23 protein-coding genes are annotated in these 23,368 nt (G+C 57.1%); 10 read left to right on the top strand and 13 right to left on the bottom strand.

What is annotated here, in order from left to right; all coding sequences use genetic code 11:
* Window positions 1–18 precede the first annotated feature (18 nt).
* The 5 genes from E4Z66_RS00585 (at window position 19) to E4Z66_RS00565 (ending at window position 3,152) form a co-directional block, all read left to right on the top strand.
* Entirely contained in the window at window positions 19–372 is a 354-nt protein-coding gene (locus tag E4Z66_RS00585; RefSeq protein ID WP_136460999.1) for a DUF1330 domain-containing protein, read from the top strand.
* A gap of 138 nt (window positions 373–510) precedes the next feature.
* Window positions 511–1,533, top strand: a complete 1,023-nt coding sequence (locus tag E4Z66_RS00580) for an AraC family transcriptional regulator (protein WP_136460998.1) — start codon at window positions 511–513, stop codon at window positions 1,531–1,533.
* Window positions 1,534–1,670: 137 nt separating this feature from the next.
* Window positions 1,671–2,036, top strand: a complete 366-nt coding sequence (locus E4Z66_RS00575; RefSeq protein ID WP_136460997.1) for a glycine zipper family protein — start codon at window positions 1,671–1,673, stop codon at window positions 2,034–2,036.
* A complete protein-coding gene (locus tag E4Z66_RS00570) occupies window positions 2,033–2,239 on the top strand; it encodes a hypothetical protein (RefSeq protein ID WP_136460996.1) in 207 nt (68 codons plus the stop codon). The genes E4Z66_RS00575 and E4Z66_RS00570 overlap by 4 nt, the downstream gene beginning before the upstream one ends.
* 43 nt (window positions 2,240–2,282) lie before the next feature.
* Window positions 2,283–3,152, top strand: coding sequence for an SDR family oxidoreductase (locus tag E4Z66_RS00565; RefSeq protein ID WP_136460995.1), 870 nt, complete (start codon window positions 2,283–2,285; stop codon window positions 3,150–3,152).
* Window positions 3,153–3,271: 119 nt separating this feature from the next.
* Here E4Z66_RS00565 and E4Z66_RS00560 read toward each other — a convergent pair whose 3' ends face one another.
* Window positions 3,272–4,213: a YHYH protein gene (locus E4Z66_RS00560; protein ID WP_211097092.1), complete on the bottom strand. Its 942-nt coding sequence runs from the start codon at window positions 4,211–4,213 to the stop codon at window positions 3,272–3,274.
* Between the two features lie 136 nt (window positions 4,214–4,349).
* Here E4Z66_RS00560 and E4Z66_RS00555 point away from each other — a divergent pair, with 136 nt between their 5' ends.
* A complete protein-coding gene (locus E4Z66_RS00555; RefSeq protein ID WP_136460993.1) occupies window positions 4,350–4,790 on the top strand; it encodes a MarR family winged helix-turn-helix transcriptional regulator in 441 nt (146 codons plus the stop codon).
* A gap of 30 nt (window positions 4,791–4,820) precedes the next feature.
* Here the strand turns inward: E4Z66_RS00555 and E4Z66_RS19710 are convergent, their stop codons facing one another.
* The 6 genes from E4Z66_RS19710 to dctP form a co-directional block, all read right to left on the bottom strand.
* Window positions 4,821–5,324, bottom strand: coding sequence for a hypothetical protein (locus E4Z66_RS19710; protein WP_211097091.1), 504 nt, complete (start codon window positions 5,322–5,324; stop codon window positions 4,821–4,823).
* A 161-nt stretch (window positions 5,325–5,485) separates the two neighbouring features.
* Window positions 5,486–7,000: a malonate--CoA ligase gene (locus E4Z66_RS00545; protein ID WP_136460992.1), complete on the bottom strand. Its 1,515-nt coding sequence runs from the start codon at window positions 6,998–7,000 to the stop codon at window positions 5,486–5,488.
* A 10-nt stretch (window positions 7,001–7,010) separates the two neighbouring features.
* Entirely contained in the window at window positions 7,011–8,249 is a 1,239-nt protein-coding gene (locus tag E4Z66_RS00540) for a malonyl-CoA decarboxylase (protein WP_136460991.1), read from the bottom strand.
* Window positions 8,246–9,562 carry a TRAP transporter large permease gene (locus E4Z66_RS00535; protein ID WP_136460990.1) on the bottom strand — a complete coding sequence of 439 codons (1,317 nt, stop codon included), beginning with the start codon at window positions 9,560–9,562 and terminating at the stop codon, window positions 8,246–8,248. Before E4Z66_RS00535 ends, E4Z66_RS00540 begins: the two co-directional genes overlap by 4 nt.
* On the bottom strand, window positions 9,562–10,110 hold the full coding sequence (locus E4Z66_RS00530) for a TRAP transporter small permease (protein ID WP_136460989.1): 549 nt from the start codon (window positions 10,108–10,110) through the stop codon (window positions 9,562–9,564). Before E4Z66_RS00530 ends, E4Z66_RS00535 begins: the two co-directional genes overlap by 1 nt.
* Window positions 10,111–10,182: 72 nt before the next feature.
* Window positions 10,183–11,169, bottom strand: coding sequence for a TRAP transporter substrate-binding protein DctP (gene dctP / locus E4Z66_RS00525; RefSeq protein ID WP_136460988.1), 987 nt, complete (start codon window positions 11,167–11,169; stop codon window positions 10,183–10,185).
* Between the two features lie 142 nt (window positions 11,170–11,311).
* Between dctP and E4Z66_RS00520 the strand changes: the two genes are divergently transcribed.
* Together E4Z66_RS00520 and E4Z66_RS00515 are read left to right on the top strand one after the other, a co-directional pair.
* A complete protein-coding gene (locus E4Z66_RS00520) occupies window positions 11,312–11,968 on the top strand; it encodes a GntR family transcriptional regulator (protein WP_136460987.1) in 657 nt (218 codons plus the stop codon).
* A 323-nt stretch (window positions 11,969–12,291) separates the two neighbouring features.
* The gene (locus E4Z66_RS00515) at window positions 12,292–12,903 is read left to right on the top strand and encodes a lysozyme inhibitor LprI family protein (RefSeq protein ID WP_136460986.1); all 612 of its coding nucleotides are present in this window, start codon (window positions 12,292–12,294) and stop codon (window positions 12,901–12,903) included.
* 78 nt (window positions 12,904–12,981) lie between these two features.
* Here the strand turns inward: E4Z66_RS00515 and E4Z66_RS00510 are convergent, their stop codons facing one another.
* The gene (locus E4Z66_RS00510) at window positions 12,982–13,644 is read right to left on the bottom strand and encodes a recombinase family protein (RefSeq protein ID WP_136460985.1); all 663 of its coding nucleotides are present in this window, start codon (window positions 13,642–13,644) and stop codon (window positions 12,982–12,984) included.
* 556 nt (window positions 13,645–14,200) lie between these two features.
* Here E4Z66_RS00510 and E4Z66_RS00505 point away from each other — a divergent pair.
* Window positions 14,201–15,304, top strand: coding sequence for an anti-phage 6A-MBL system MBL-fold protein (locus E4Z66_RS00505; protein WP_136460984.1), 1,104 nt, complete (start codon window positions 14,201–14,203; stop codon window positions 15,302–15,304).
* Window positions 15,301–17,598, top strand: a complete 2,298-nt coding sequence (locus E4Z66_RS00500; RefSeq protein ID WP_136460983.1) for an anti-phage 6A-MBL system cap2_3 protein — start codon at window positions 15,301–15,303, stop codon at window positions 17,596–17,598. Before E4Z66_RS00505 ends, E4Z66_RS00500 begins: the two co-directional genes overlap by 4 nt.
* Window positions 17,599–17,601: 3 nt before the next feature.
* Here the strand turns inward: E4Z66_RS00500 and E4Z66_RS00495 are convergent, their stop codons facing one another.
* The 5 genes from E4Z66_RS00495 to E4Z66_RS00475 form a co-directional block, all read right to left on the bottom strand.
* Window positions 17,602–18,228 carry a hypothetical protein gene (locus E4Z66_RS00495; RefSeq protein ID WP_136460982.1) on the bottom strand — a complete coding sequence of 209 codons (627 nt, stop codon included), beginning with the start codon at window positions 18,226–18,228 and terminating at the stop codon, window positions 17,602–17,604.
* A gap of 420 nt (window positions 18,229–18,648) precedes the next feature.
* Window positions 18,649–20,085 (bottom strand): hypothetical protein, encoded by a 1,437-nt coding sequence (locus E4Z66_RS00490; RefSeq protein WP_211097090.1) that lies wholly within the window; start codon window positions 20,083–20,085, stop codon window positions 18,649–18,651.
* Window positions 20,086–20,501: 416 nt separating this feature from the next.
* Entirely contained in the window at window positions 20,502–20,744 is a 243-nt protein-coding gene (locus E4Z66_RS00485) for a hypothetical protein (protein WP_136460980.1), read from the bottom strand.
* A gap of 566 nt (window positions 20,745–21,310) precedes the next feature.
* Window positions 21,311–22,075: a BRO family protein gene (locus tag E4Z66_RS00480; protein ID WP_136460979.1), complete on the bottom strand. Its 765-nt coding sequence runs from the start codon at window positions 22,073–22,075 to the stop codon at window positions 21,311–21,313.
* 883 nt (window positions 22,076–22,958) lie between these two features.
* The gene (locus E4Z66_RS00475) at window positions 22,959–23,330 is read right to left on the bottom strand and encodes a BRO-N domain-containing protein (RefSeq protein ID WP_211097089.1); all 372 of its coding nucleotides are present in this window, start codon (window positions 23,328–23,330) and stop codon (window positions 22,959–22,961) included.
* Between the last annotated feature and the right edge of the window lie 38 nt (window positions 23,331–23,368).

Below are 23,368 nucleotides of genomic sequence, written 5' to 3'. Positions count from 1 at the left end.
GATCAGGGTGAGGGCATTATGACTGTTACTATCGTCGCATTAACGACCGTAAACACTGAGAATTTAGATGATGTGAGTACCTATTTGGGTACGACGACGCCGCTTCTCGACAAGGCAGGGGCACGGATCGTCACACGATGCGAGGTCGCGCGCACCATTGTGGGGCAGTTGACCCCATCGATGCTGACCATCGTGGAATACCCGAACGAGGACGCGATCGCATCGGTTTTCGAAAGTGCGGAATACGGTTACTTGCAGGAGGTCCGCGAACGCGCCTTTCTGCAATATGAAGTCTATCAGACGGCCGAGCGGCCTAGCGAAATCGCGATCAAGGCCGCTTTGGGCGCGACAGAGCCGGATGATTTGGGCTGACAGCCAAGGCAAGCGACCGGCAGCGCCAGCCACCGGGCGCGCAGTCCCTCGCCCGGTGAGGACCGCGCCGGTCCAGACGGGTTGCGGCACCGCGCCCATGGCATAAGCTGCGCGGGAATTGAGACCAAGGATCATTTGATGGCTGAGCCCATGATGGCGGCGGGCTTCTTTTCGGCCCTGCTTGATTATGCGACGCAGCGAGGGGCTGCGCGCGCCCCGCTTCTGGCGGCCACCGGATTGACCGAGGACGATCTGGCCCATCAGGACAACCGGGTGCCTGTCGGCGCCTATCACGCGCTTATCGCTGCCGGGATCGAGGCAACCGGCGACACCGCGCTGTTGCTGCGCCATACGTTTGACTCGCGGCTTGAGACGATGTCCGTCGTCGGCCAGATCGTGCATAGCTCTGCCTCGCTTGGTCATGCGATTGAGCAGCTCAACCGTTACCTGTTCCTGATGGCGGAAAACGATGTGGTCGCGGCGCGGGACCGGTTTGAGCTTTGCCATGAAGGCGCGCAGCTTTGGATCGTCGATCACATGCCCGTTCAAGGCCCGGACCATATCGGTCTGGAGGCTTCCTTCGCCCGTTTCATCAGCGAGTTTCGCCGGTCCTTCCCCGGTGTCACATTCGAGCTGGAGATGCAGGTGACGTATGCCCCGCCGCCTCACGCGGCCGAGTATCCGGCGCTGTTCAAGATCCCCGTCCAGTTCAACGCGCGCCGCAATGCGCTGCGGATCGATCCGGTCTGGGACCGACCGGACACGCATTTCGAGCCGGGCAATGAATACGCGTTCGGTATCTTCACCCGCCACGCGGACGAGATGCTGGCCAAGCTACGGCTGAGCAATTCGCTCCGGGCACGGATCGAAGCACAGATCATGCCCGATCTGCACAAGGGGGCGTTGTCGATGGACACGGTCGCGCGCGACCTCGGGATGAGCCGGCAGACCTTGTATCGCCGCCTCAAGGAAGAGGGCGTGACCTTTGCAGAAATCCACGACAGCCTGCGCGCGCGGATGGCCCGCGATTACCTGACGGCGCGCAAAGTGTCGGTGAACGAGACCGCCTATCTTCTGGGTTTTTCCGAGGCGTCGTCTTTCGTGCGCGCGTTCAAGCGGTGGACCGGGCAGAACCCGACCGCGTTCCGCGACGGGGCCTGACGGGCACGGGCCGGACACGGCAAGGCGGGGCGCTGATTGGCACGAAGTGTCAAATCTCTGATCTGTGCGGTCATGCTGCGAGGCCGCGGGGGCGACTATGTCCCGGTCATCAATTCAAGATGACCAAGGATAGACCCATGAAACCCCAGATCACCTCGCTATGTGCTGTCGCTGTGATGCTCTCCGCCTGTGCCGATAGCGGCGCGGAGTATACGCCCATTCTGGACGGGCAGCCGACGGCGGCCTTCCATTCTGACCTGAGCGCCTGCCAGTCGCTGGCGCGCAACCAGACCCAACTGGATCAGGAAACCGTTGCCGCCGCCGCGTTGGGCGCGGGCGCAGGCGGTGTGCTTGGCGCGCTGGATGATGAGGGCGACGCCGCTGGGGGCGCGGTCGTCGGGGCCATTGCCGGCGGTGTGTCCGGGGCGGTCAACGCATCGGAACGGCGCGAGGAGATGGTGATCGCCTGTCTGCGCGGGCGTGGCCACAAGGTCGTCGGATGAGTACGATGCAAGCAGACCGGGCGGTGTTCGGCGAAATGATCGCCATGCGGCGGCATCGGTTCGACGCGCTCTATGCGCTGCTGACGGGTCGCGGGCTGGCGCGCCCTGCCCGCCCCGCGCAAACCGGGTCGGGCCTTGCAGAAGCCCCTTCCCACCCGCCAGCGCCCGGTTCGGAGCGCCCCGGCATGGAGGACGGAACATGACAGCCCGCGCATCTGCCCGCGCCGTTTTGTGAAAGGACCGGCTATGAGCACTGTTCTTATCGCCGGGGCGACCGGCTATCTGGGGCGCTATCTCTGCGCCGAATACAGGCGGCGCGGCTGGTATGTCGCGGCGCTGGTGCGGGACAAGACGCGCGCCCGCGCCCTTGATGCGGACACCCTGATCGAAGCCGAGGCGACCCAGCCCCAGACCCTAGCTGGGCTGATGGAGGGCGTCGACCTTGTGGTGTCCGCCCTTGGGATCACCCGGCAAGCGGATGGGCTTGGCTATCGCGAGGTGGATTTTCAGGCCAATCTGAACCTGCTGCGCGAGGCAGAGCGCGCGGGCGTGGGCCGCTTCGCCTATGTCCATGTCCTGAACGCAGACCGGATGCGCGACGTGCCGCTGGTCGCCGCGAAGGCGGATTTCGTCGATGCGCTGACCGCCGCACCGCTGCCCAGCACGGTTATCGCGCCCTCTGGCTATTTCTCGGACATGGAGGAGTTTCTGACCATGGCGCAAGGGGGCCGGGTCTGGCTGTTTGGCGCAGGCGCAAAGCGGATCAACCCGATCCATGGTGCAGACCTTGCGCGGGCGATCTTCGACGCGGCAGAGGCCGGGCAGGAATGGCTGGATGTGGGCGGGCCGGACGTGTTTTCCCATGCCGAGCTTGCCGCGCTTGCCTTCGATGTGCTGCAACGCCCCGCGCGCATCACTCGTCTGCCCGATCTGGTGCGGCGCGCGGCCTTGGCGGTTTTGCCCCGGATCACGCCCCGGCGCATACATGGCCCGGCACAGTTCTTTCTGACGGCAATGGCCATGGATATGGTCGGTCAGCAGCGCGGCACGCATCACCTGGCCGATCATTTCCGCGCTGTCGCACAGGCGCGCAAAGCAGCCAGCGACGCACCATAACCCGGCCACGCGTTGCCGAACCGAAGGTTGCAGCTGCCCGGCGGTGGCCAAGGCCCTGCCCCAGACGCCCCAGAACCTTGCCCCTCTTGGCGATCTCTCCACGCCCAGGGCGTTTCACATCAGTCTTTCGCCGGTGCACCTGCCGGACGCGCGCCACCGGGGGGCGGCCCACGCCGGGCAGAAGCGTCGCAAACCTGCGCGCCGTCCTCAAGCGTGCAGCCCACTTCGGCCACATGGCACCCAAGGATCGCATTCGCCCCCGGCACCCCCGCATAATAGCGATAGCTGCCGCTCTCGGTCGCCATGCCATTACACGCATCCAACTGGCTCAACAGATCGTCGCGATGCGCCATGATCGGGAATCCATCCATGGCGATCCCGATCTGAATGTCCTTTTCGGTTGTTTCCACCGTGGTCGCAGGTCCATCGTCAAGACAGCCCGTGACCGCATGGTAATGATAGCCCACATGCGGGTTCACATGCCCGCCGCAATCATCGAAGGGAGCGATCGTATAGGCGCCAAGGATGGCGGAGACAGGCGCAGGCCCATCAAGGCGCACCCCGTTCCACGCTAGCCCGGACCCGGCCTGCCCCAGATCGCTGGGCGCATCCATCATCACCGGCTCCAACGGGATTACATAGGTGACAGCGGCATCGCCGGGCACATATTCCGGCAAGCATTGAACGCAGTAATTGTAGTAGGCTTCGTCCACATCCGGTCGCGCGGCGGCTTCGCAGGCCTCCAGCGTGCCGGTATAGCGGATCTCACCGGTTTCCTCGTCATAGAGCTGCCAGTTGGTGTCGCCGTAAATCTCGGCGAGCTGGGTGATGAACGCGCCATCGACATCGGTGATGCCGCCATCCAGAAACCAGATCCCGCCCTTATCCGCGCCGTCCGACACATTCGTCGGGCACCACGGACCCGGCGTGTATGCCTTTGGTTCGGGCTTGACGGTGATCGAGAAACAAGAGCTTTCGGTCCCGCCCGATAGGGTGCATTCGACGATCTCGGGGCCAGCAACAACGGTCGCCTCCGAGAAGAACGCTTTGACAAGGCTCAAATCGCTGTCATGTGATACTGCGGGTGTGCTAGCCAACGAGGCAAGAACGGCGAGGCTGATATGACGCGAGAGGGTCACGTAAGGTCACTCCTGTTACAGATTGTCGAAATCTGATTAGCACACTACGTAAGGCAACATGACATCCCGTCGACACTTTTTTCATTTACTGCTGCACTCCGCCCATCTGATGGAGGATGAGCTTGCGCGCCGGCTGAAGCCTTTGGGCATCGGGCCGCGGCAAGCGCGTGTCATCGAAGCACTGGATCGGATGGGGCAAGTTTCGCAGGCGCGGCTTGCCCGGGCATTCGGGATCACGCAGGCCAGTATGAGCACGATGACAACGCGCATGATCGCCAAAGGCTATATCGCCCGGCAATCGGACCCGGAGGATTCGCGCGGCAACCTGCTTTCCCTGACCGAAACAGGGCGTTCCCTGCTGTCCGAGATCGACACGGTCTGGTCATCGATGGATGCGTTCGCGGCAGAGGCCATCGGGAAAGAGCGGTTTGAATCCATGGCCCGCGAGGCTGGCGCGCTGCGTGATGCGCTGGGGGGGACGCGGCCCGGCGACGAATAGATACGCCGGGCGGCTTTTTTCAGGGGCCGATCAGAGACGCAGGTCAACCACTGATTCAGTCAGGTCCAACCCGGCGTCTTCCAGCGCGGACAGCAATTGTTCCTGATAGTCTTCTTCATCCGACACTTCGGACATCTGTTCGACAATCGACTGCATCAACTGGACAGAGGCATCTTCGGTGCCTTTACCTTCGACCGCTGCGTTGCCCAGGCCGCCGCCGGGACCACCGGGGCCGCCTTTGCCACCCGGCCCGCCGGGACCGCCTGCGCCGCCAGCCCCGGTCAGGCCCGCCTGTTCGGCCAACGCCCGCGCGTCGATGCCCGCCTCTGACAGCGCCTCGGTCAATCCGCTGCCCTTGGCTATACCGGCTTCCTCGATCCCCTCGACCAGCGCCTTGGCATCCGCATCGGAAAGCGAGTCGCCATCCACCTTGGAGAGCAGACCGCTCAACGTTTCCTTCTGCGTATCGGTCAGGGCGTTGGACGTTTGGGGCGACATTCCGGCCATTCCCGCCATCGAGCTAGAGATCATCATTGTAACACCTCAACAGTTCACATTACTCAAGCCGTCTGATTAGTGTGCTAAGCTTAACGTCACGTTCAGATCATTCAGACAATTTGCCCTAGCGACATTTTTTTGTGGGCGTGGCCGGCCGCGGGCTGTTCGCCCCCACCGGCAGGGCCGCCTACGGGATGTCAGGTCAGTGCATCCGCGAATTGTTCCCGCAGCGCTTTTTTCTGAACCTTGCCCATCGTGTTGCGCGGCAATTCAGGCAGGATCACCAGCTTTTGCGGTTGCTTGTAGCGGGCCAAGGCCCCCTGCAGGCTTGCCTGGACCGCGTCCAGATCGATCCGTTCCCGCCCCGGGGCTGCGACCAGAACCCCCACGACGCCTTCGCCGAAATCCGGGTGCGGCACACCGATCACGGCGCTTTCCAGAACACCGTCCTGCGCATCCAGCAGCAATTCGATTTCCTTTGGATAAATGTTGTAGCCGCCCGAGATGATAAGATCCTTGTTGCGGCCCACGATGCTGAGATACCCATCGGCGTCGAATTGCCCAAGATCGCCGGTGATGAAGAAACCGTCCTCGCGCAGTTCCTCGGCGGTCTTTTCCGGCATCTGCCAATAGCCCTGAAACACGTTTGGACCGCGCACCTCGATATCGCCGATTTCTCCACGGGGGAGTTCCGCGCCGGTCTTGGCATCAGTAATCCGCACCTCCACCCCCGGCAATGGCAGGCCCACCGTGCCTGCGCGGCGCTCGCCGTCATAGGGGTTGGACGTGTTCATATTGGTTTCGGTCATGCCATAGCGTTCAAGGATGCGATGGCCTGTGCGGTCTTCGAACTGGATATGGGTTTCGGCCAGAAGCGGCGCGCTGCCCGATACGAACAGCCGCATATGCGCGGCAAGATCGCGGGTGAAGCGCGCGTCGCCCAGCAGGCGGGTATAGAAGGTCGGCACGCCCATCATCGTGGTTGCGCGCGGCAGATCGGCGATGATCTGGTCCAGATCGAATTTCGGCAGGAAAATCATCTGCCCTCCCGACAGCAGCGTGATATTCGTCGCGACGAACAGCCCGTGGGTGTGAAAGATCGGCAGCGCATGCAGCAGCACATCCGACGCCGTGAAGCGCCATTCGCGTTGCAGGCTTTCGGCATTGGACAAAAGGTTGCCGTGGCTCAACATCGCGCCCTTGGAACGCCCGGTCGTGCCCGACGTGTAGAGAAACGCGGCAAGGTCATCGATGTCGCGGGGCACGGTTTCGAACTGGTCGGGAAAGGCGGCGGCGTTTTGCGCGAAACTGCCGGTCCCGTCGGCGTTCAGTGTCTGCAACTGCGCAGCGCAGCCCTGCGCGATGGGGGCCAGATCGGCCTCTTTGCTTGCATCGCACAGAACAATCCGCGCGCCGCTGTTCTCGATGAAATAGGCGACCTCGGTCGCGGTGTAGGCGGTGTTGAGGGGCAAGAAAATCAGCCCCGCCTGCGCACATGCGGCATAGACCGCCAGGGCTTGCGGCGACTTGGCGATTTGCACCGCGACCCGGTCGCCGGGCTGCAATCCGGCCTCTACCAGATATCCGGCATATTGCGCGGCCATGCCAAGGAACTGGCGATAGCTGAGCATCCCGCCACCGGACAGCTGCAAAAACACGGCGTCACTGCCGGCATGTTGGCCGAACAAAGCGTCATACAAAGGGTTTGCCATCGTCTGTTCCTTACGTGCCGGGGGCGAGCGTGGCGCTCAACGCGCGCACCTCGCGCGAGGCCGCAACAGTTTTTTCCGTGACGAATTTTTCGTGGTTCGTCGTGATTTCGGCCAGATCATATAGATAGTTCACCATCGCCCCGCCCGATTGCTTCATCCCGTTTTCAGAGGTGTCCGCCCCCGCATGGACCGCATGGACCGCCGCCCCGTTGCCAAGGTGGAACCGGGCCACAGGGTCCACCGGCAGGTTGTCATCCCGCTTCGCCTCCAGCAGGTAATAGGCCGCTTGCGCATCCACCGCTGCGTTCTGAAGCGCCGGTGCCGCCTGCTTTTGCAGCCATTTCGACAAGCCGGGGATTGGCGAGAGGGTGACAAAGGTCTCCAACCCCGACAATTCCTGCGACAGATCGGCAGCCACTTGCTTGATCAGGAAGTTGCCAAAGGAAATCCCGGCCAGCCCCGATTGGCAGTTGGAAATCGAATAGAACACCGCCGTGTCGGCATCTTCGGCCTCGATCGGATCGCGCTTGTCGGCCAGCAGCTTCTGGACAGAGTTCGGGATGCCCCGCGTCAGGGCCACCTCGACAAAGATCAGCGGCTCGTCCGGCATCGCCGGGTGGAAAAAGCCGAAACAACGCCGGTCGGCCGGTTGCAAACGCAAGCGCAGGTCGTCCCAACTGTCGATGGCGTGGACCGCCTCATAGGCGATGATCTTTTCCAGCACCTCTGCCGGGCTGGACCAATTGATCGGGCGCAGTTCGAGAAAACCGCGATTGAACCAAGACGCGAAAAGATGCGCGAAATCAACATCGAGCGGTTCAAGCTGCGGGTCCGCACGCATCATCTTCAACAGATCGTCGCGCATGGAGACCAATCGCTCTGTCCCGCCGCGCACCTGGTTGAGCCGCCGCAGCAATTCCTGCCGCTGCGGCTCGCTCGCCCGTGCATAGGCGCGGTAGGTCCGCTTCGACGGCGCGTCCTTGTAGGATTTGAGGCTTTCGACAATCTCGACCGGGTCGATTTCCAGATCGCGCAACATGAAGTCGAAAAAGGCGCGCTTTGCGTCTGCATCGGCCCCGGCATAACGGTCAAGGATCAGCTGGGCCAAAGTGGTGCCCGATACCTCCCCCCGCGCGCCCAGCAGATCACGGCTTAAATCGTCGATGCTGCGCCCTTCCGCGTCCGAGGACACCTTGCGCGCGAAACGCCGTTCGAAAACCGTTGAAAACAGTCCGCCAAGATAGCTCATATCGCGGTCCCCATGACAGCGTTCGGCAACCATGTCGCCAAACCAGGAAAGATGCAGAGCAGGATGATCGCGATCACCATGCAGGCCACAAAGGGGAGCGAGCCTGTCAGGATTGTCTTGAGAGAGATATCCGGCGCGATCCCGTTGATGACGTAAAGGTTCAGGCCAACGGGGGGCGAAATCAACCCGATCTCCATGTTGATGGTCAGAACGACGGCGAACCAGATCGGATCGAAGCCCGCTGCCGTGATAATGGGCAACAGGATCGGTGCGGCCATCAGGATCACCGCGACGGGCGGCAGGAAGAATCCGGCAATCAGCAGAAAGACATTCACCGCCCCCATCAGCACCCACGGGTTCACCTCCAGCGTGCCGATCCATGCGGCAATCGACTGGGTGATGAACAGGCTAGACAGCATGTAGGAAAAGACGCCCGCCGCCGCGATGATGAACAGGATCATCACGCTTTCCTTGGTGCTGTCGCGCAGCACGACCCACAGATCGCGCGGGTTCCACAGCTTGTAGATGATCATCGCGATCAGCAGACACAAAAGCGCGCCCACGGCGGCGGTTTCCGACGGTGTCGCGACCCCGCCATACATCGCGTAAAGCACGCCGATGATGATGAACAGGAACGGCAGAACGCGCGGCAGGATTTCGAACCTTTGCCGCCAGCTATAGGTGGTCTGCGCCAGCAGGCGCTGGTCGCCCGACCGCCACGTGGCATAAAGCGACCAGGCCATGAAAAGGCCCACCAGCATGAAGCCGGGGATCACGCCGGCAAGGAACAGGCGGCCAATCGATTGCTCTGTCGCGATGCCGTAGACGATCATCGTGACCGACGGCGGGATGAGAATACCCAGCGTGCCGCCCGCCGCGATGGAGCCGGCCGCAACCCCATCGGGATAGCCGCGTTTGCGCATTTCGGGGATGCCCATCTTGCCAATCGCCGCGCAGGTTGCCGGGCTGGACCCGGACATCGCCGCGAACAACGCACAGGCGCCAAGGTTGGAAATCACCAGCCCGCCCGGCACACGGGTCAGCCAGCGCTCCAACGCCTCGTACAGATCCGCGCCCGCCCGGGTAGAGGCGATGGATGCGCCCATGATGATGAACATCGGGATCGAGAGCAGCGCGAAATTGTCGAGCTTGCCGAACAGGATTTCCGGCAGCAGTTCCAGCGACCGTGCCCCGTCGAAGATCAGGATGAACCCGGTCGAAACGATCAGCAGCCCCAAAGCCACCGACACGCCGGAAAACAGGACAAGGATGGTACAGACGGCGACGATTGCGCCCAGAGTAAGCGGATCCACTATGCGTCCCCCAAGCCAAACGGCGTTTCGATTTTCAGAAGGATCGCCACCAAATCCGCGATCAGTTGCAACAGGAACAGGGCGAAGCCCACCGGCAAGGCGAGATAGGGTATCCAAAGGCGCACGCCCCAGACCGTGTCCGACCGCCATCCGCGTTCCCATGTCAGGTGCCAGAATTCATAGGAATACCATAGCATGATCGCGACCATGACGATGGACAGCGACAGCGTGAACAGCGCCAGTGCGAACCGGGCGCGCGGGCCCAGCGCGATCGGGATCAGGTCCACATTCACATGCCCGCGCAAGCGCTGCACATAGGGCAGACCGATCAGGGTCGCGGCAATGGCAAGATAGATCACGGCCTCGGTCTGCCAAACGGTCGATCCGTTCAGGACGAACCGAATGAAGATCATCTGACAGGTGATCGCAACCGCCGCGACGATCATCGCCGCAGAGCACCAGCCCGCAAGTGTAGAGAGTGCAGCCACCAGCCGCAAAAACGGGTTGTTCCCGGTTTTCGCAACAGTGGCAGAGCTTAGGCTCGCCATGGAAATGTCCTTGATGGGTTTCTTCGCAAGATCCGAAGGGCCACGATGGCACGCGGCCCTTCGAGGTTCGGTTTATTCGACCGCAAGCGCCATATCGAGAAGCGCCTGCCCGTCTTCGACCTCGGCCACGAACTTGGCATAGGACGTCTCTTGCGCCAGCGCGCGCCACGCTTCGAAGTCTTCGGCCGTCATCTGGGCGATCTCGACCCCGGCATCGCGGAACACCTGCTCGGACGCCGCATCCTGCTTTTTCGCCTCTTCAAGATAGAAAGCCTGCGCCTTGGCCGACGCATCCAGCAGGGCTTTCTGCTGATCTTCATTGAGGCTTTCGAACTTGGATTTGTTCATCAGCAACGGCTGATACATGAACCACAGCGCCACGTCGCCGGCAGGGGTATAGCAGGCGACCTGCTCGTAAATCCGGTACGACACGAACGAGGATGACGAGGTATTCGCAGCCGTCAGAACGCCGGTTTGCATCGCGTTGTAAATCTCGGACGAGGCCATGGACGCGATGGAAGCCCCTGCCCCTGCAAGCATCTGCTCGAACGCCTTGCCAGCCGCGCGGGTCTGAAGCCCTGCCACATCCTCTGGCCCGGTGATGCACTTGTCCTTGCCGACGAACCCGCCCGCCAGATAGCCATGCACCAGAACCATGACATCGTCATCGGCCATCTTCTCTTCCAGCGCGGCCATGAAGGGCGATGCGCTCAGCCGGGCCGCGTGATCGTGGTTCTTCACCATGCCCGGCATCAGCGTCAGGTTATAGGCTGGTTGCTGACCGCCCGCATAGCTAAGCGGCAGAACCGTCATATCAAGCTGTCCCCTGCTGAGGGGGCGATACTGCTCGCGCGGTTTGAAAAGCGATTTCGACCCGAAGATCTGGATTTCAAGATCGACATCCGCGGCGGCGACCTCGTCTGCGACCATTTGGGCGACCTGGTGACGGACGTCTTTGTTGGACCACTGATGCGACAGGCGCAGGGTTTCTGCGCCCACGGCTGATCCCAAGGCAAAGCATGCCGCCACAGCTGTAGCTGTGAGTTTTGCGAATTTCATTTTTTCCTCCCATGGCGTGAATCAGCTTCGCGAGCTGGCTCCGCAGGACACAGGCTTCCATGGGTCGCATAACAAGTCAACTTTCTTGTATACAATTTTACATCTATTGCATTCCCCGCATGGGCGATGATACCGTCCCCCCATGGATATCAGACGCGCAGACCAGATTGCCGACACTCTAGAACAGCTCGTTTTCGCAGGGGAATTTCAGGATGGCGAACGCCTGAATGAATTGAAACTGGCCGAGCAGTTCCGCGTGTCCCGCACACCGATCCGCGAAGCGCTGCAGGTGCTGGTGACGTCTGGCATGGCCGTGCAAATCCCGCGGCGCGGCGTCTTTATCCGCAAACCCGGCCCTGTCGAATTGATGGAAATGTTCGAAACCATGGCCGAAATCGAAGCGGTTTGCGGGCGTTTGGCGGCCACGCGGATGACCGATCAGGACATTGCGCTGCTGGCCGAGGCGAATGACCGCTGCGGACAAGCAATCGAAGCCGAAGACCATGATCGTTACTACATGGAAAACGAGACGTTCCACCAAATCATCTATCGCGGGGCGGCCAACGGCTATCTGGAAAAACAGGCCCTTCAGCTTCAAAGCCGCTTGCGCGCCTATCGCCGCATTCAACTGCGCTTTCGCGGACGTTTGAGCCAATCGATGCACGAACACTCACAAGTGCTGCGCGCCCTGAAAGCCGGCGACGCAGAAACAGCGGCTGACGTCCTAAGAAACCACGTCGCAGTGCAAGGCGAGAAATTCCATCAACTCATCGCCAGCCTGAAAACAAAAGGCGATTGAAGGGCCCTGCGATCAGCCCATGCGGCCCGGCGACCAATTGGCTGCCTTGATTGAAGGACACACACCCGGCGAGCCGTGAGTATTGAACATTTATTCCGGAAAGAATGGTGCCCCCACACGCGCTCAAAGCGAACTCTCAGAGGGTATTTCCAAATTGTTTTCAATGACTTACGGGTACATGTCTTGCGAAGGTGTCCCAGAAAGTGCCCTAAATGTGTCCCATAGCGGTGATGTGAGGGCAAGCCGAAATTCCATTTACCTGAATTGCCCCACCCACGCCTCGCGATTAACGTGTGCTCAAATCAATTCTCCAAGGCGCCCACATGGAAATTTCATACCTACTGACATTCTTCGGGGGCGTAGCTGCTGACATTGCCCGAAAGGTGTTCATTCCCCAGACCGAGGAATGGCTTGAAAGCATCCTCCCTCACAAACGCAAAGCCCGTAACGCCAAGCGGAATATGTTGCAGCTAGAGGTCCGGGAAAAGCTGGAGAAGATGGGGAAAGACCCCTCTCTAGCTCGCCATGTTGAAGATGACGCGGAAGAGTTTCTGCGAAGACTCGATGAGCGCCATGAAGCCCAGCGGGAAGCATTGGTAGAGCTAGAAGCTGACCGCCTACTGCAAAATGCAACTACTCAGGTCGAGATGAACATGGCGTCTGGTGAGCGCCTTCAGGAAGCGGACGAGAACCTCGCCACCGCAATCGAACGCTTGAAGCGGAAGGGCGGGCTTTCGGAAAATGCTATCGCCGCGCTGGATAACGCTCAGAAGGCATGGGAGGAGTTTCGGGCAGCTCAGGGCGAATTTGAGGGCCTAGCAATGGCTGAAGGCGGGAGTATGCAACCCATGGTCCATGCACTGGCTATGGCGGATATGACGGTTGACCGGACGCTGAACATAGCGGCCATGCGAAAGGGGCTGAGTGAGAGGTGAGGATGGCTGAAAACTACTGATACACCCCAACGAACCCGTTCGCATGAAATATAAGTCAGTATCGCTGACCTTTATCCATCACGCCCTCTCCAGTCGCTCTATTGTCCTCTTAACCTGTGACGCCTGCCATTGACCGCCACGGGCCGTTCGCACCCCCGCTCGGTTCAACTCCGCAGCAATCTCCCTGAGGCTCTTTCCCGCATCCCGCAGCGGCTGAATTAGCCCAGCCACGTTCTGTGCGCGCTCGGTAGCCTTACGCTGTACCTCTTGGTTCCGCTTTAGGGTCTTGTCGCGCGCACCGCCTAGCTTGACGCCACGGGCCTTGGCTTCCTTGAGTGCTGCCTTGGTCCTGATCGAGATGAACTCCCGCTCCTGCTCAGCCAATGCTGCATAGATATGAAGCTGGAACTTGTCCGCCTGCGGCATAGCAGCTACGCGGAGCTGGACCCTTCGGTCATCTAAAAGGGAAGCGATAAAGGAAACCTTGCGAGACAGGCGGTCGAGCTTGGCTACAAGTAACTCAGCGCCATGCTTGCGGGCCACGTCGAGAGCTTTGGACAGTTCTGGCCTGCGGTCATCGGAGCCAGAAGCAACCTCAGTGAATTCAGCAACCACCTCAAATGGCTGATCGCTGTAGCTTTCGAGATATAGGCGAATGTCCCTGTCTTGCGCCTCAAGGCCCAGCCCAGACTTGCCCTGCTCATTAGTCGATACCCGGCGATAGATCACATAGCGTTTCATTCTGTCTAACTCCCACTGCTTGATTGAGAGGATAAGCAGGGCCGTTGCAAACGTCAACGGTCGTTATGCATGTTACAATATGAGTGGCCGTTGCGCTAGCTTAGGGGATAGGACCACGGGCCTGCCAGTAGGTATGTGAAGGTGCCTGCGAGCGCGTCTGGGAGAGAAGACCCCCTCCCCACCGGGGGAATTTGCGCGGCCTACTATATGATCTTTGCTGCATGAATTTTTGCACAGAAATATTTGGAGGTATCCTATCGGTGGGTTTCCTTACCTAATGATCTCACTTGCTAGCACAAAGGGCGGAAAGCGGAAGTTCGCTGCGTCTTGAGTGAATGACTGCTAACGGTGAGGTTTCAAAAATAGGGCGTAATTCTCGTCATTGACGTTCTAGCGAATACGAGTGATTGAACAAAAAACCGCTACCACCTGAAAAACACTGCATATAGAGTAATTTTAAAGAGCGCCTCTCAAAAAAATACCACATCTGGTACTTGAAAACCGTGCATCGGCTTTACATCTGACAACGAGCATTTGAAAATCAATGAGGAAAATAATGTCGGCTCAAAAACTTACTTTTTTTTCGTGCGACAACGGAGACGCCTCCCTTATTGAGGCCCACGGCTGGGTCATCATGACGGACGTAAATTATCGTGCCGACGCCAGTGACGAGGACAGCGACACGCTGGATTTCGCGCCCAAAGTCAGAAGCGCTTGCAATGACGATAAGCTGGATATTTTTGTTCTGACCCATCCTGACGAGGATCACCTCAGTGGCTTTGGCGACATCTTCCATTTGGGCAAACCAGAAGACCGCGACAGTGACCCAGACGAAGGCGATGTTCTGATACTGGTCGACGAGATTTGGTGTAGCGAATACTCCGCCAACCCAAACTACACGACAGACAAATCCAAACCAGTTCTAGACGAGATCAAACGCAGGAAAGCGCTGCAAGGAACACAAGCGGGAAACAAAGATGGAAACCGGCTCAAGGTTCTAACTGCAAGCTCTGGCGCGAAGAACACCCTCTGCAATGGGATCGAGTGGCGGCTTCTGGCTCCCAATTCATCCGAAGGAAACATCCCCAAGGCGAAAGAGGGTGAGCCCAAGAATTCATCTAACCCGGCCAGTCTTGTTTTCCAGTGGACGGTTAAGATACGGGGACGAGAATCCGTTTTTGTGCTGGCCGGTGATTCAACCGTCGATATCTGGGAGCGGCTCAACAAAGAGATGACTGATGAGCAGCTTGAATGGGATGTTCTGCTCGCGCCGCACCATTGCTCCAGACATTCGCTTGGCCGCAAGGCATTTAAGAACGGTGAGGAAATCTTTGAATGGTCCGATGAGGCGTACGCAGGTATAAATCACCCGAGGTCTGGAAAATCTCATGTTGTGGCAAGCTCGCGCAAGTTTGGCCAAAAACACCCTCCTCACCCTGAAGCACGCGACAAGTATCACAAAATGCTCGCGCAGGGCGGCGAAGTAACCCAAGCTGTGCGAGATCGGTTCAGATGCACAGCCGGGGCACATGGCGATAAGCCGAAAGATGTTGTGTTCAATTTCACCGCCAGTGGCATGACACTCGCTGTAGCACTAGCATCGCCGGCAATCGGGTCTCCCGCTACTTCCGCAGCAGCAGGCGGCGGCGGGTACGGATGAGTGATGACCATATGGCGGAGTACGAGCATTCAAGAAACGTACTATGGGAGTTATCCCGTATCAGTCGCTCTGGGCCCGTAATTGAAGAAAGCATCAACGCCTCTGAATCTGAAGATGGGCGCTTTGTCGTTGCATTTGAGATAAAGACTGACCTCCTGCTTGAAGAGCAGGAAACCCGTATTCTTGACGTTGAGCCTGTTGTCTTTCGCTATCCCAGAAAAGAACTTGTGGGTCGCGCCGCACCAATCGTTTCAAGTGGAAGGCCCGATTTTCCACGAAGCTTACAACACCTGATAACGTCTGGGGCAGATGAGCCTGCCGTGTTTTGCTTGGCGCGAAGCGGTTTGCAGCCCATCTATGAGCACGCCGGAATTGAGGGTGTCATTGCCAGGTTGGTTGACTGGTTTCGCGATGCGAAGACAAAATCCTACCACGCCGATGGCTGGGAGCCGGTGCCAGTTGTATGGCCTGAACACCCGATCTTGGGCTATCTAAACCCTAGAATTCTTCAAGAGCACGCCGCTGCAAACCCTAGCGGCGGTTACGCGTACATCCGCGCCCAGATAAACCGCAATTACTTGAACGGGGTTTTCATACACGCCGAGCTTCCGATAATCGATTTGCAGAATGGTGAAGCGGTAAAAAAAGCAACGGAACTGTTTGGTATGCTTGAGGAGGATAAGACCTCTCACATCCCTGCAGTATTCTGTTGGGCGAACGCCGACGAACCAGACGACTTTCCCTACTTCAACACTTGGACAAGCGTTGAAAGCATCGTCCAAGGTACCGAGAAGGCGAAACTTGCTCCGCATCTGACCACGGCGATGAACCGGCTGGAAATCAACTTTGGTGTTGATTGTGACCGAGACATGGCCGGTCACCGCGCAGTTATTCTCATCCTTGGGATCTGGCGGCCCGTTCCAATCGACCCCACAATCGTTGGCCTGTCTGAAGACGCCAATGCACGTCAATTGGAGTTGCGAACTTACTACCTACAACGCGACCTTGCCGACTACTGCAACCGCTGGGATACCAAGTCAGAAGTTAAACCATTTATTGGAATGGTGCCACCAATCAGCGAAACTCTTGCCGCGGTATCAGGAGAGGAGCCGCTCCCGTCTTTCACTTTGATCGGTGCCGGTGCTCTAGGGAGTGCATTCGTCGATTATGCCACCAGAGGCGGTGCAACAAAGTTCTCAGTATATGACCACGATATGCTGCTGGCACATAATTTGGCGCGGCATCGTGGAACAGAAGAGCTTATGCGGTACGGCAAAGCTGACGTTGCTGCAGTGATCGCCAATCAACGTTTACAAGGAACTAAGGTAGAGCATCATTCGGAGAATTTCCTTGAGGTCAAATTTGAGAAGGTTACTGAGGAATTCAACAAAACTGAGCTCGTGATAGACACTTCTGCGGATGCGCAGGTAAGACGCCGTCTCTCTATAGGCTGGGAGAGTGGTCCTAAAATTCAAAGGTCAGAGATTTTTCACGAAGGGCGTCTTGGAGTTAGCTATCTCACCGAGTTGGGCAGTGACCACAATCTAACCATGATGCATATGCAGTTGATTGCGCACGCTGAGCACAACCCAGCTGTCAGGGATTGGCTCAAGTATGAGGCGACACAGTCGTTTCTAGATAACGAGCTTATCCTTGGATTCGGTTGCAGTTCGATGACCACAAAGATGCCCGCTTACAAAGTCGATGCACATGCTTCGTCCTCTTTCGCCTTCTGCAAAAAGCACACACAGGAATTCTCGAAACCTGCGATACTTCTTAATAGCATCGACGAAAATGGACTGCCTTGCGGCGCGGCAGAGTGGCACCCATCACCCATCTCCACATTCGGCCCAAGCGACGAAACGGCCAACTGGAAAGTACTCGTTTCGCAATCCGTTTTAGAAACCCTGCACGATCTAAGATTGAATCACGCGCCTGATGAAACCGGCGGATATCTCTATGGAGGAATAGATGAATATCTATCGCAAATCTTCGTTGTTGCAGCATCCAGCCAACCACCGGACACAATCGCTTCGCCAACATATCTCCAGCTCGGTCGCTGGGGCCAGACGCCTTGGGAAAAGAGCTTCGTTCGCAGAACAAAGGGGCGTCTCGCAGTTGTTGGAACGTGGCATTCGCACCCTAGTTCGGCTCCGATAGCGTCGAACCGGGACTGGAAAACTGTCAAAGGATTCGTCGCGGAAGACTTGTTGCGTGCACTTCCCACCCTAATGGCGATAACGGGCGCCCACGAAGACCGCATGTACGTGCTGGACGCCACCTTCGAAACTTGAGACCTATTCGGCAGATGACGTGGCCGGAGTTCGAAGGTATTCGGCAAACGCTTCACGCGCATAGTGTTTCCCAAAACGAACCATACGAATGGTAAAGACTAATGCAGTGGCAGCAAGTAGCAGTGCGATGGAGTACTTCTCAGGACGAAAACCCACAACTAATGCTGCGGCAATAAGAAAGGCGACAGCAGTTCCGCGCATAAGCCCATAATTGCGATTGAACTTTTCGATCCGGTCTACGCTTCCATGTTGGCGTATGTGAACGAACAACTCACGCATTTGCCCCCTGCCTTCGCCAAATGACGTGGCAGTTTTCTCGCCAAAGTCGGTCGTGAGTTTTTGTTGTAATTGCTCTCTTTGCTGTTGGCTCAAAAGGCTTGAGGAAGCCGCCATGACTGAGGCGGTAGGCCAACCGCCCAAGATCTTCCATATGACGGACTCCCAAACGTTCCCGCCCGCCTGCACAAAATGACCTGCTATGAATGCAAGAATGAGTAAGAGCCCTAAGTCACCGAGGCTCAGAGAAGTCGTGATACTGGGTACAATGTCAGGAAAAATCAACGCTAACGTTACAACCAGCACACTGCCGGGTACTATCACGCTGGTGTATTCATAGGGATCAAATTTCATTTCAACATCTTCCCTTTCGTTGGGCAGGTTTGGCTTAAGGTATTCTTGAACGAGAAGTACTTCAAAGGTTTAAAGTGCGAGGTCTGCGAGTTTAACTCTCGCTAGCTGTGACCTGAAGCACTCTGGAGCAGTCTGCAGAAATGAGGCGAAAACCCAACCAAACTGACCTTCTCAATAGGCTCAAGTTACAGCAACTCGGAAGCCTCTGATCTGAAGTGCTAAACGAAAGCGGCCATTCGTCCAAACTTTGGGGGACGTCCGGTTAGGGCCGTGAGTAACGTTGCTAGAGGCGGCCTAAGTAGCGGATGCCGCGAAGCGGAGAACGGCATGAATGAGCCCATTCTATCGAATACTGCGCTTCGAGCGAAGGTCCACTTGCCTCAGAGATTTTAGCGTTAGAAGCATTGATCAAATTGATCCTCAGTCTCTTCGGATAAGTCCCGTGATAGCAGCCGCACCAAGAGCCGTAACAATCCATCCAGCAGTGGAAAGCAGCCATTCCAGCCACCAAAGAGTTTTTCCCAAACGCCCTCTAGTTGTAGAAGGAGCCCATGCATTGGTCTGGCCAAAACTTATAATCGGGACAACCAGATCAATCCCATAGGCAACTGGGCTGAACGTTTCCCAGTCTTGACCGGCCTGGCCTGCGGCGGACCATGCTTTGGCGGGGTTAGTTGACGAAAGCAGTTCTTGCCACCCATTAGATGTCTGGATGACTGCAGAGTTTGGTGCAAAATCCCCAGCCTCGTACGCGCAGTGCGCCGGGATTACCGCAACGACAATCAGAAACAAAAGCGCAATAAGACTTCGAAATGGTTGATGCCCGTAACCAACTAGTCCTTGAAGCAGTTTATCAGCAAATATGTAGTGCAGTGCGCTCCAAGCGTCATAGCCTAATGCGACGACATAATTTCTCGAGGCCGGATTTGAATCAGTTCGCAGCCCTTTGCGAACCTCAACTTTCAGTCGGCGCTCTCGTTCTTCGAGTATTACTCTAGCGTCTGAATCGTGTCCGAGCTCTCGCAACACTTTGGCCAGTTGGGAATACGGTTGCGGTAGGAATTCATCGTTCCAATAGCTTCCTGCTTCAAGCCATTTCTTTCGACCAATAGGGTCTTTCGGTGAATTTGCTAAGCCTTTGTAGCATAACCCATTCAGCCGAAGTCGGCCTATGCCCGGCCAGCTTTCATAGTCATCTGCTAAGGCTCCTACGTCAGCCAAGCTTACGTCTACCGCGCCATCAGAAACAGAGACGCCTCTCCAAAAAAAACCATGGCCAACACTCATGTCTTGTGCATCGAATGCGTATGGCGGCGCATCCGGCCCTGGGCCTTGAAAGTTGTTCTTGGATCTAAATTTAGCGTTTTCGCAATCCAACTGACCCTTTATCCGAGCACCGGACAAACAAACCCTTTCCGAAAAAGTAGAGCCGTTGAGACACACGTCGTTTCTCACAATAGACCGTTCCAACGTCATTTTCAGAATATGACAATTCGATACTTCGAAGCCGGGAATGTATGCGCCAATAGCAGTCAACTCACTGTCCATACGGCACTTGGAAAGCGATAGAGAATTCTTAATTTTCTGATGATCCAGATTCAAACTTCCAGTGATATGAGCGCCGCATAAATCAACCTTACAAGTCGGAAGTGGTTTTTCATGGCACCCTCCTAGAAGTAGATATCGCAAGACGCTCGCACGAACTCTGCGAGTACCAGTTGGGTTGCTGCATGATGAAGGTAAGTCTCCATCATCAAGTTTGCAGGGGTCACTGTAGTAGCATGCGTAGATCAGTTTTTTCTCAGCTTGCGATAAATCTAAAGCCTCAAGTTGGCTCCATGTGCGAATGTGTCCCATCGGTCTAAATCTCTAGATTGTTCAATCTTGCTAGTCTGGCACGCTCTGAGCGCGGCCAGCAATCATTAATCCTCAGAGCATCAAGTGTTTTGTGATCAGATCATAGCCATCGTTTGCTTCGCTGCCTCGTTAGGCACGGAACACAACTTCAACCAGAATATGGGTGTGTTCGTCATTGCTGCGCTTCTGGTGCAATCTGTGTGATTTCAATGTATGGATTAAAGGAAGCCAAAGAGGCCGACCCAAAAGGTTCAAAAGCGACCGTTTTTTTGACTGAGGCTGTGTTCCAAATCTGCCATTGGCTCAGACGCAGCGAAGGCTCAGTTTGTCCGCGATGTGTGGATTCGAAAAAGCCCGAAGTTCGCGCTCGCAGCGAATGACCGCAAAGCGGGCTGCGATCGCAGAATTTCGACTGGTCAGCCAACGTCCGGAGTGGGCCGTTCTAAGAAATCGGTCGTGAAAACTTTGACGCGGCCCGCCTCGTCTAACAGCTTTGCGTCGTATTTCTCAGAAGCTTTCTGCTGCACCGCAGGCAACCCGTTGTCTTGAATCGCCTCCTGTGAGCTGACCACAACGACGCGTGTGTCACCATCAAATGCCTCCAAGAGTGTTTCGAAACTCGGGGAGTTTCCCTGCTTTCCGGAAAATGTAAGTGACATTGAGTCCGCCTCCCAAAATTGTCTTTACCAACCTCCCAGAAAAACCTCGTCTGAAGTTTCCCTGAATTGTGAGCTGATCATTCGACTTTTCAGTATGAACGGGAAGGTTGCGGACTTTCAATGCACAAAAATGCTATGCGACGTTCGAATGGCTGCATTGCGAAAGCTGCACTGCGGCGTCAGGTCGGTTGCTGTGCGGCAGCTTTGGGCCGACACTCCCACTCAAACAAGCTTCGAGAGAAGCGCTTGTGGCGGATTATGTGCAGGACATTTCTTCGTTAGCCGAGCTAACAACTGCGTCATTAGAGAGTTCAAAAGGTCGGCTGAACGCAAGGCAGCGTGGGCGGGGCCAGTGAAGGCCCCTGCTGGGTCATTTGAAGGTCAGCGTTCCATTCCACTTGGTTGAGGTGCGATTGGGGAATAGAGGGGTGTATCCTCCCTCGCCTTACGCCCGCCCGCATTGAAGCTGCGGTTGTTATATGACGGGTCACGCCAGCGTTTGCTGTAGAGCCAATGCTTGGGGACGTTGATGGTTTTGCGACGGTGGTGATTTTCAGCGCTCAGGGTCATGCATTAATCATTTTAGACTTGATGCCATCAAACATTCCAGCGTTCATCAGTCCATTGAAGTGGATAACGCCCTCTTTGGTCAACATTGTCTGGCCAAAGCCCGCAACAGTATCGCGGCGCTCAAAGAACTTGTCGGCATACTGGGCGCTGGGCATGTTCTTCGCCCGACCACGGGAGTAGAGATAGCCCATCTGGCGGAGCACCTCGCAGAACTTTTTCGGGCGCAAGCCCACCTGCTTGGCATACTCGGTCAGTCCGATCAGATCGACACGCTCGAAGCGTTTGTCGTGGTCGTCGACCTTGGGCGTCAGGGCTTCGATCTGGGCAGCCTGCGCTGCAATCTTACGTTCCATAGCTTCGAGCAACAGCTCGTGCAGGCGCTCTATATAGTCTGGGGCGGTGGGGTCGAGGTGTTCCTCACCGGCAACGTAGGAGCCTGTCTTGCGGATTGCAGGAAGAACAACGGAGGTCACCCATTTGCGGAACACCTTGGCTTCTGCTTTGCGGCTCAGGAAGATGAGGGCGTACAGACCGCTTTCGGAAATTAGGTTGGTCGGTCTGTGGCTACCCTCAATAGTACTGAGGGTAACCTCGTCTTCTTCTAGTGAAGCAACAGCCATTGACGGGTTGCCAATGCCCAGCACATCGCAAATATCCTTCGCAACAAACCACGGGGCACCGTCGAGTTGCACCACGCGGACCTGCTTGGCGTTGAAGTCGAAGGCTTGGGTTTCGGAGAGGATTTTGGTAATTGCGTTCATTGAACTTGTCCTTGTCAGTTGTTTGGAATTATCGCGCTCACAGCACGGAAGGGCTGCCCGCAGGGCCTTGAGACAAGAACAACCTGCGACCAAACAGGGCGGCCCTGTAGGCAGCCCATCGGTGATGTGAGGGGAATTTGTCGGTGGTGGTGGTGGAGGAGATGGAACCTCGCAGACCCTTTAGGTGCCCGTTCGCAGGAACCTTCAGGGAAGACACGAAGCGACGCGCTAACGCGCTCTGGAAGACCACAGAAGCTCAGATCATCTTTATCATCCAACCTTCAATCCACCAGCGGCAACAGCCGCATTGAAGGTGTTTGTGAACGGTATCAAAAAGGGAACCGCTCAAATGGACTGAGCACGACCTTTTGGCCTCGTTCACAGTTCTTGTTAACATGAACCTCTGAGCGGGCTTCGCCCGTGAGAGAGATGAGAGATGATGAATAATCATCGTCCACCCCGGTGAACCCGTTCGCGGTCAGCTTCAGCTTACCGTATGGGACACCTTCGGGTGGCTGCGCCACGTGTTGTAAACCTACAACACAGGGATTCTCAGCTCAGTCCTACGCCATCTTGCCCTATCGCGTCTTTGTCCATCGCCAGCCTCGGAACAAGTGCCACGACCTCCTGTCCTATCTGGGTAATCCCGTGAGGTATCCGGCATGATCGGGGGTCGATCTACCGTCCTTGCCCTGAGAGGGGATTGCCAATGCGCTGCTTGTCATCGTCCGCCAGCAGCTCGGCGTTATCCTTTCGCGGTCTTCTTTATCCTATAGTGTGGGTTAATTGATCTTGTCCTGCCAAGCGCTAACCTCGGTCAGCTCCAGCAAAACGCCTCTTAGTCCTATGGTGTGGGTTAATACCAGATTTAGAAAGGCAACTACTATATGTTGATTTCCCGCCTTTTCGGTGCCTCGATGGTCTTCTTCGCGCCTAGTATGGTGTAGGTGCCTGTCTTACGGATGGCAGGGAGGACTTCGCGGGTCACCCAATCTTGGAACTGCTTGGCTTCCTTCTTGTCGCTGCGCATCACCAGCTTGCAGAGCCCGCTCTCAGAGATGATCGAGACACGCGGGAGACGTGCTCTGAAGAGTGCAATAAGTCCGCCATTCTGAGCGGCGGACTTTTCGATCACCCTTTTCTCCGCCTCGTCCAGCCGTGAGGTGTGCTTGGAAGGGAGTACCTCGCGGGCTATGCTGCAAGCTGATGCTGACACCCTCACAGAGACGCAAAGAAAGAGGCGCAGAGGGCGCATGGGGCTCTGCCCTGCGGTGACCAATTACGGGACAGTTA

Source organism: Aliishimia ponticola, from assembly GCF_004803475.1.
GTDB classification, from domain to species: Bacteria; Pseudomonadota; Alphaproteobacteria; order Rhodobacterales; family Rhodobacteraceae; genus Aliishimia; species Aliishimia ponticola.
This window is presented reverse-complemented; position numbering and strand designations above follow the sequence as displayed.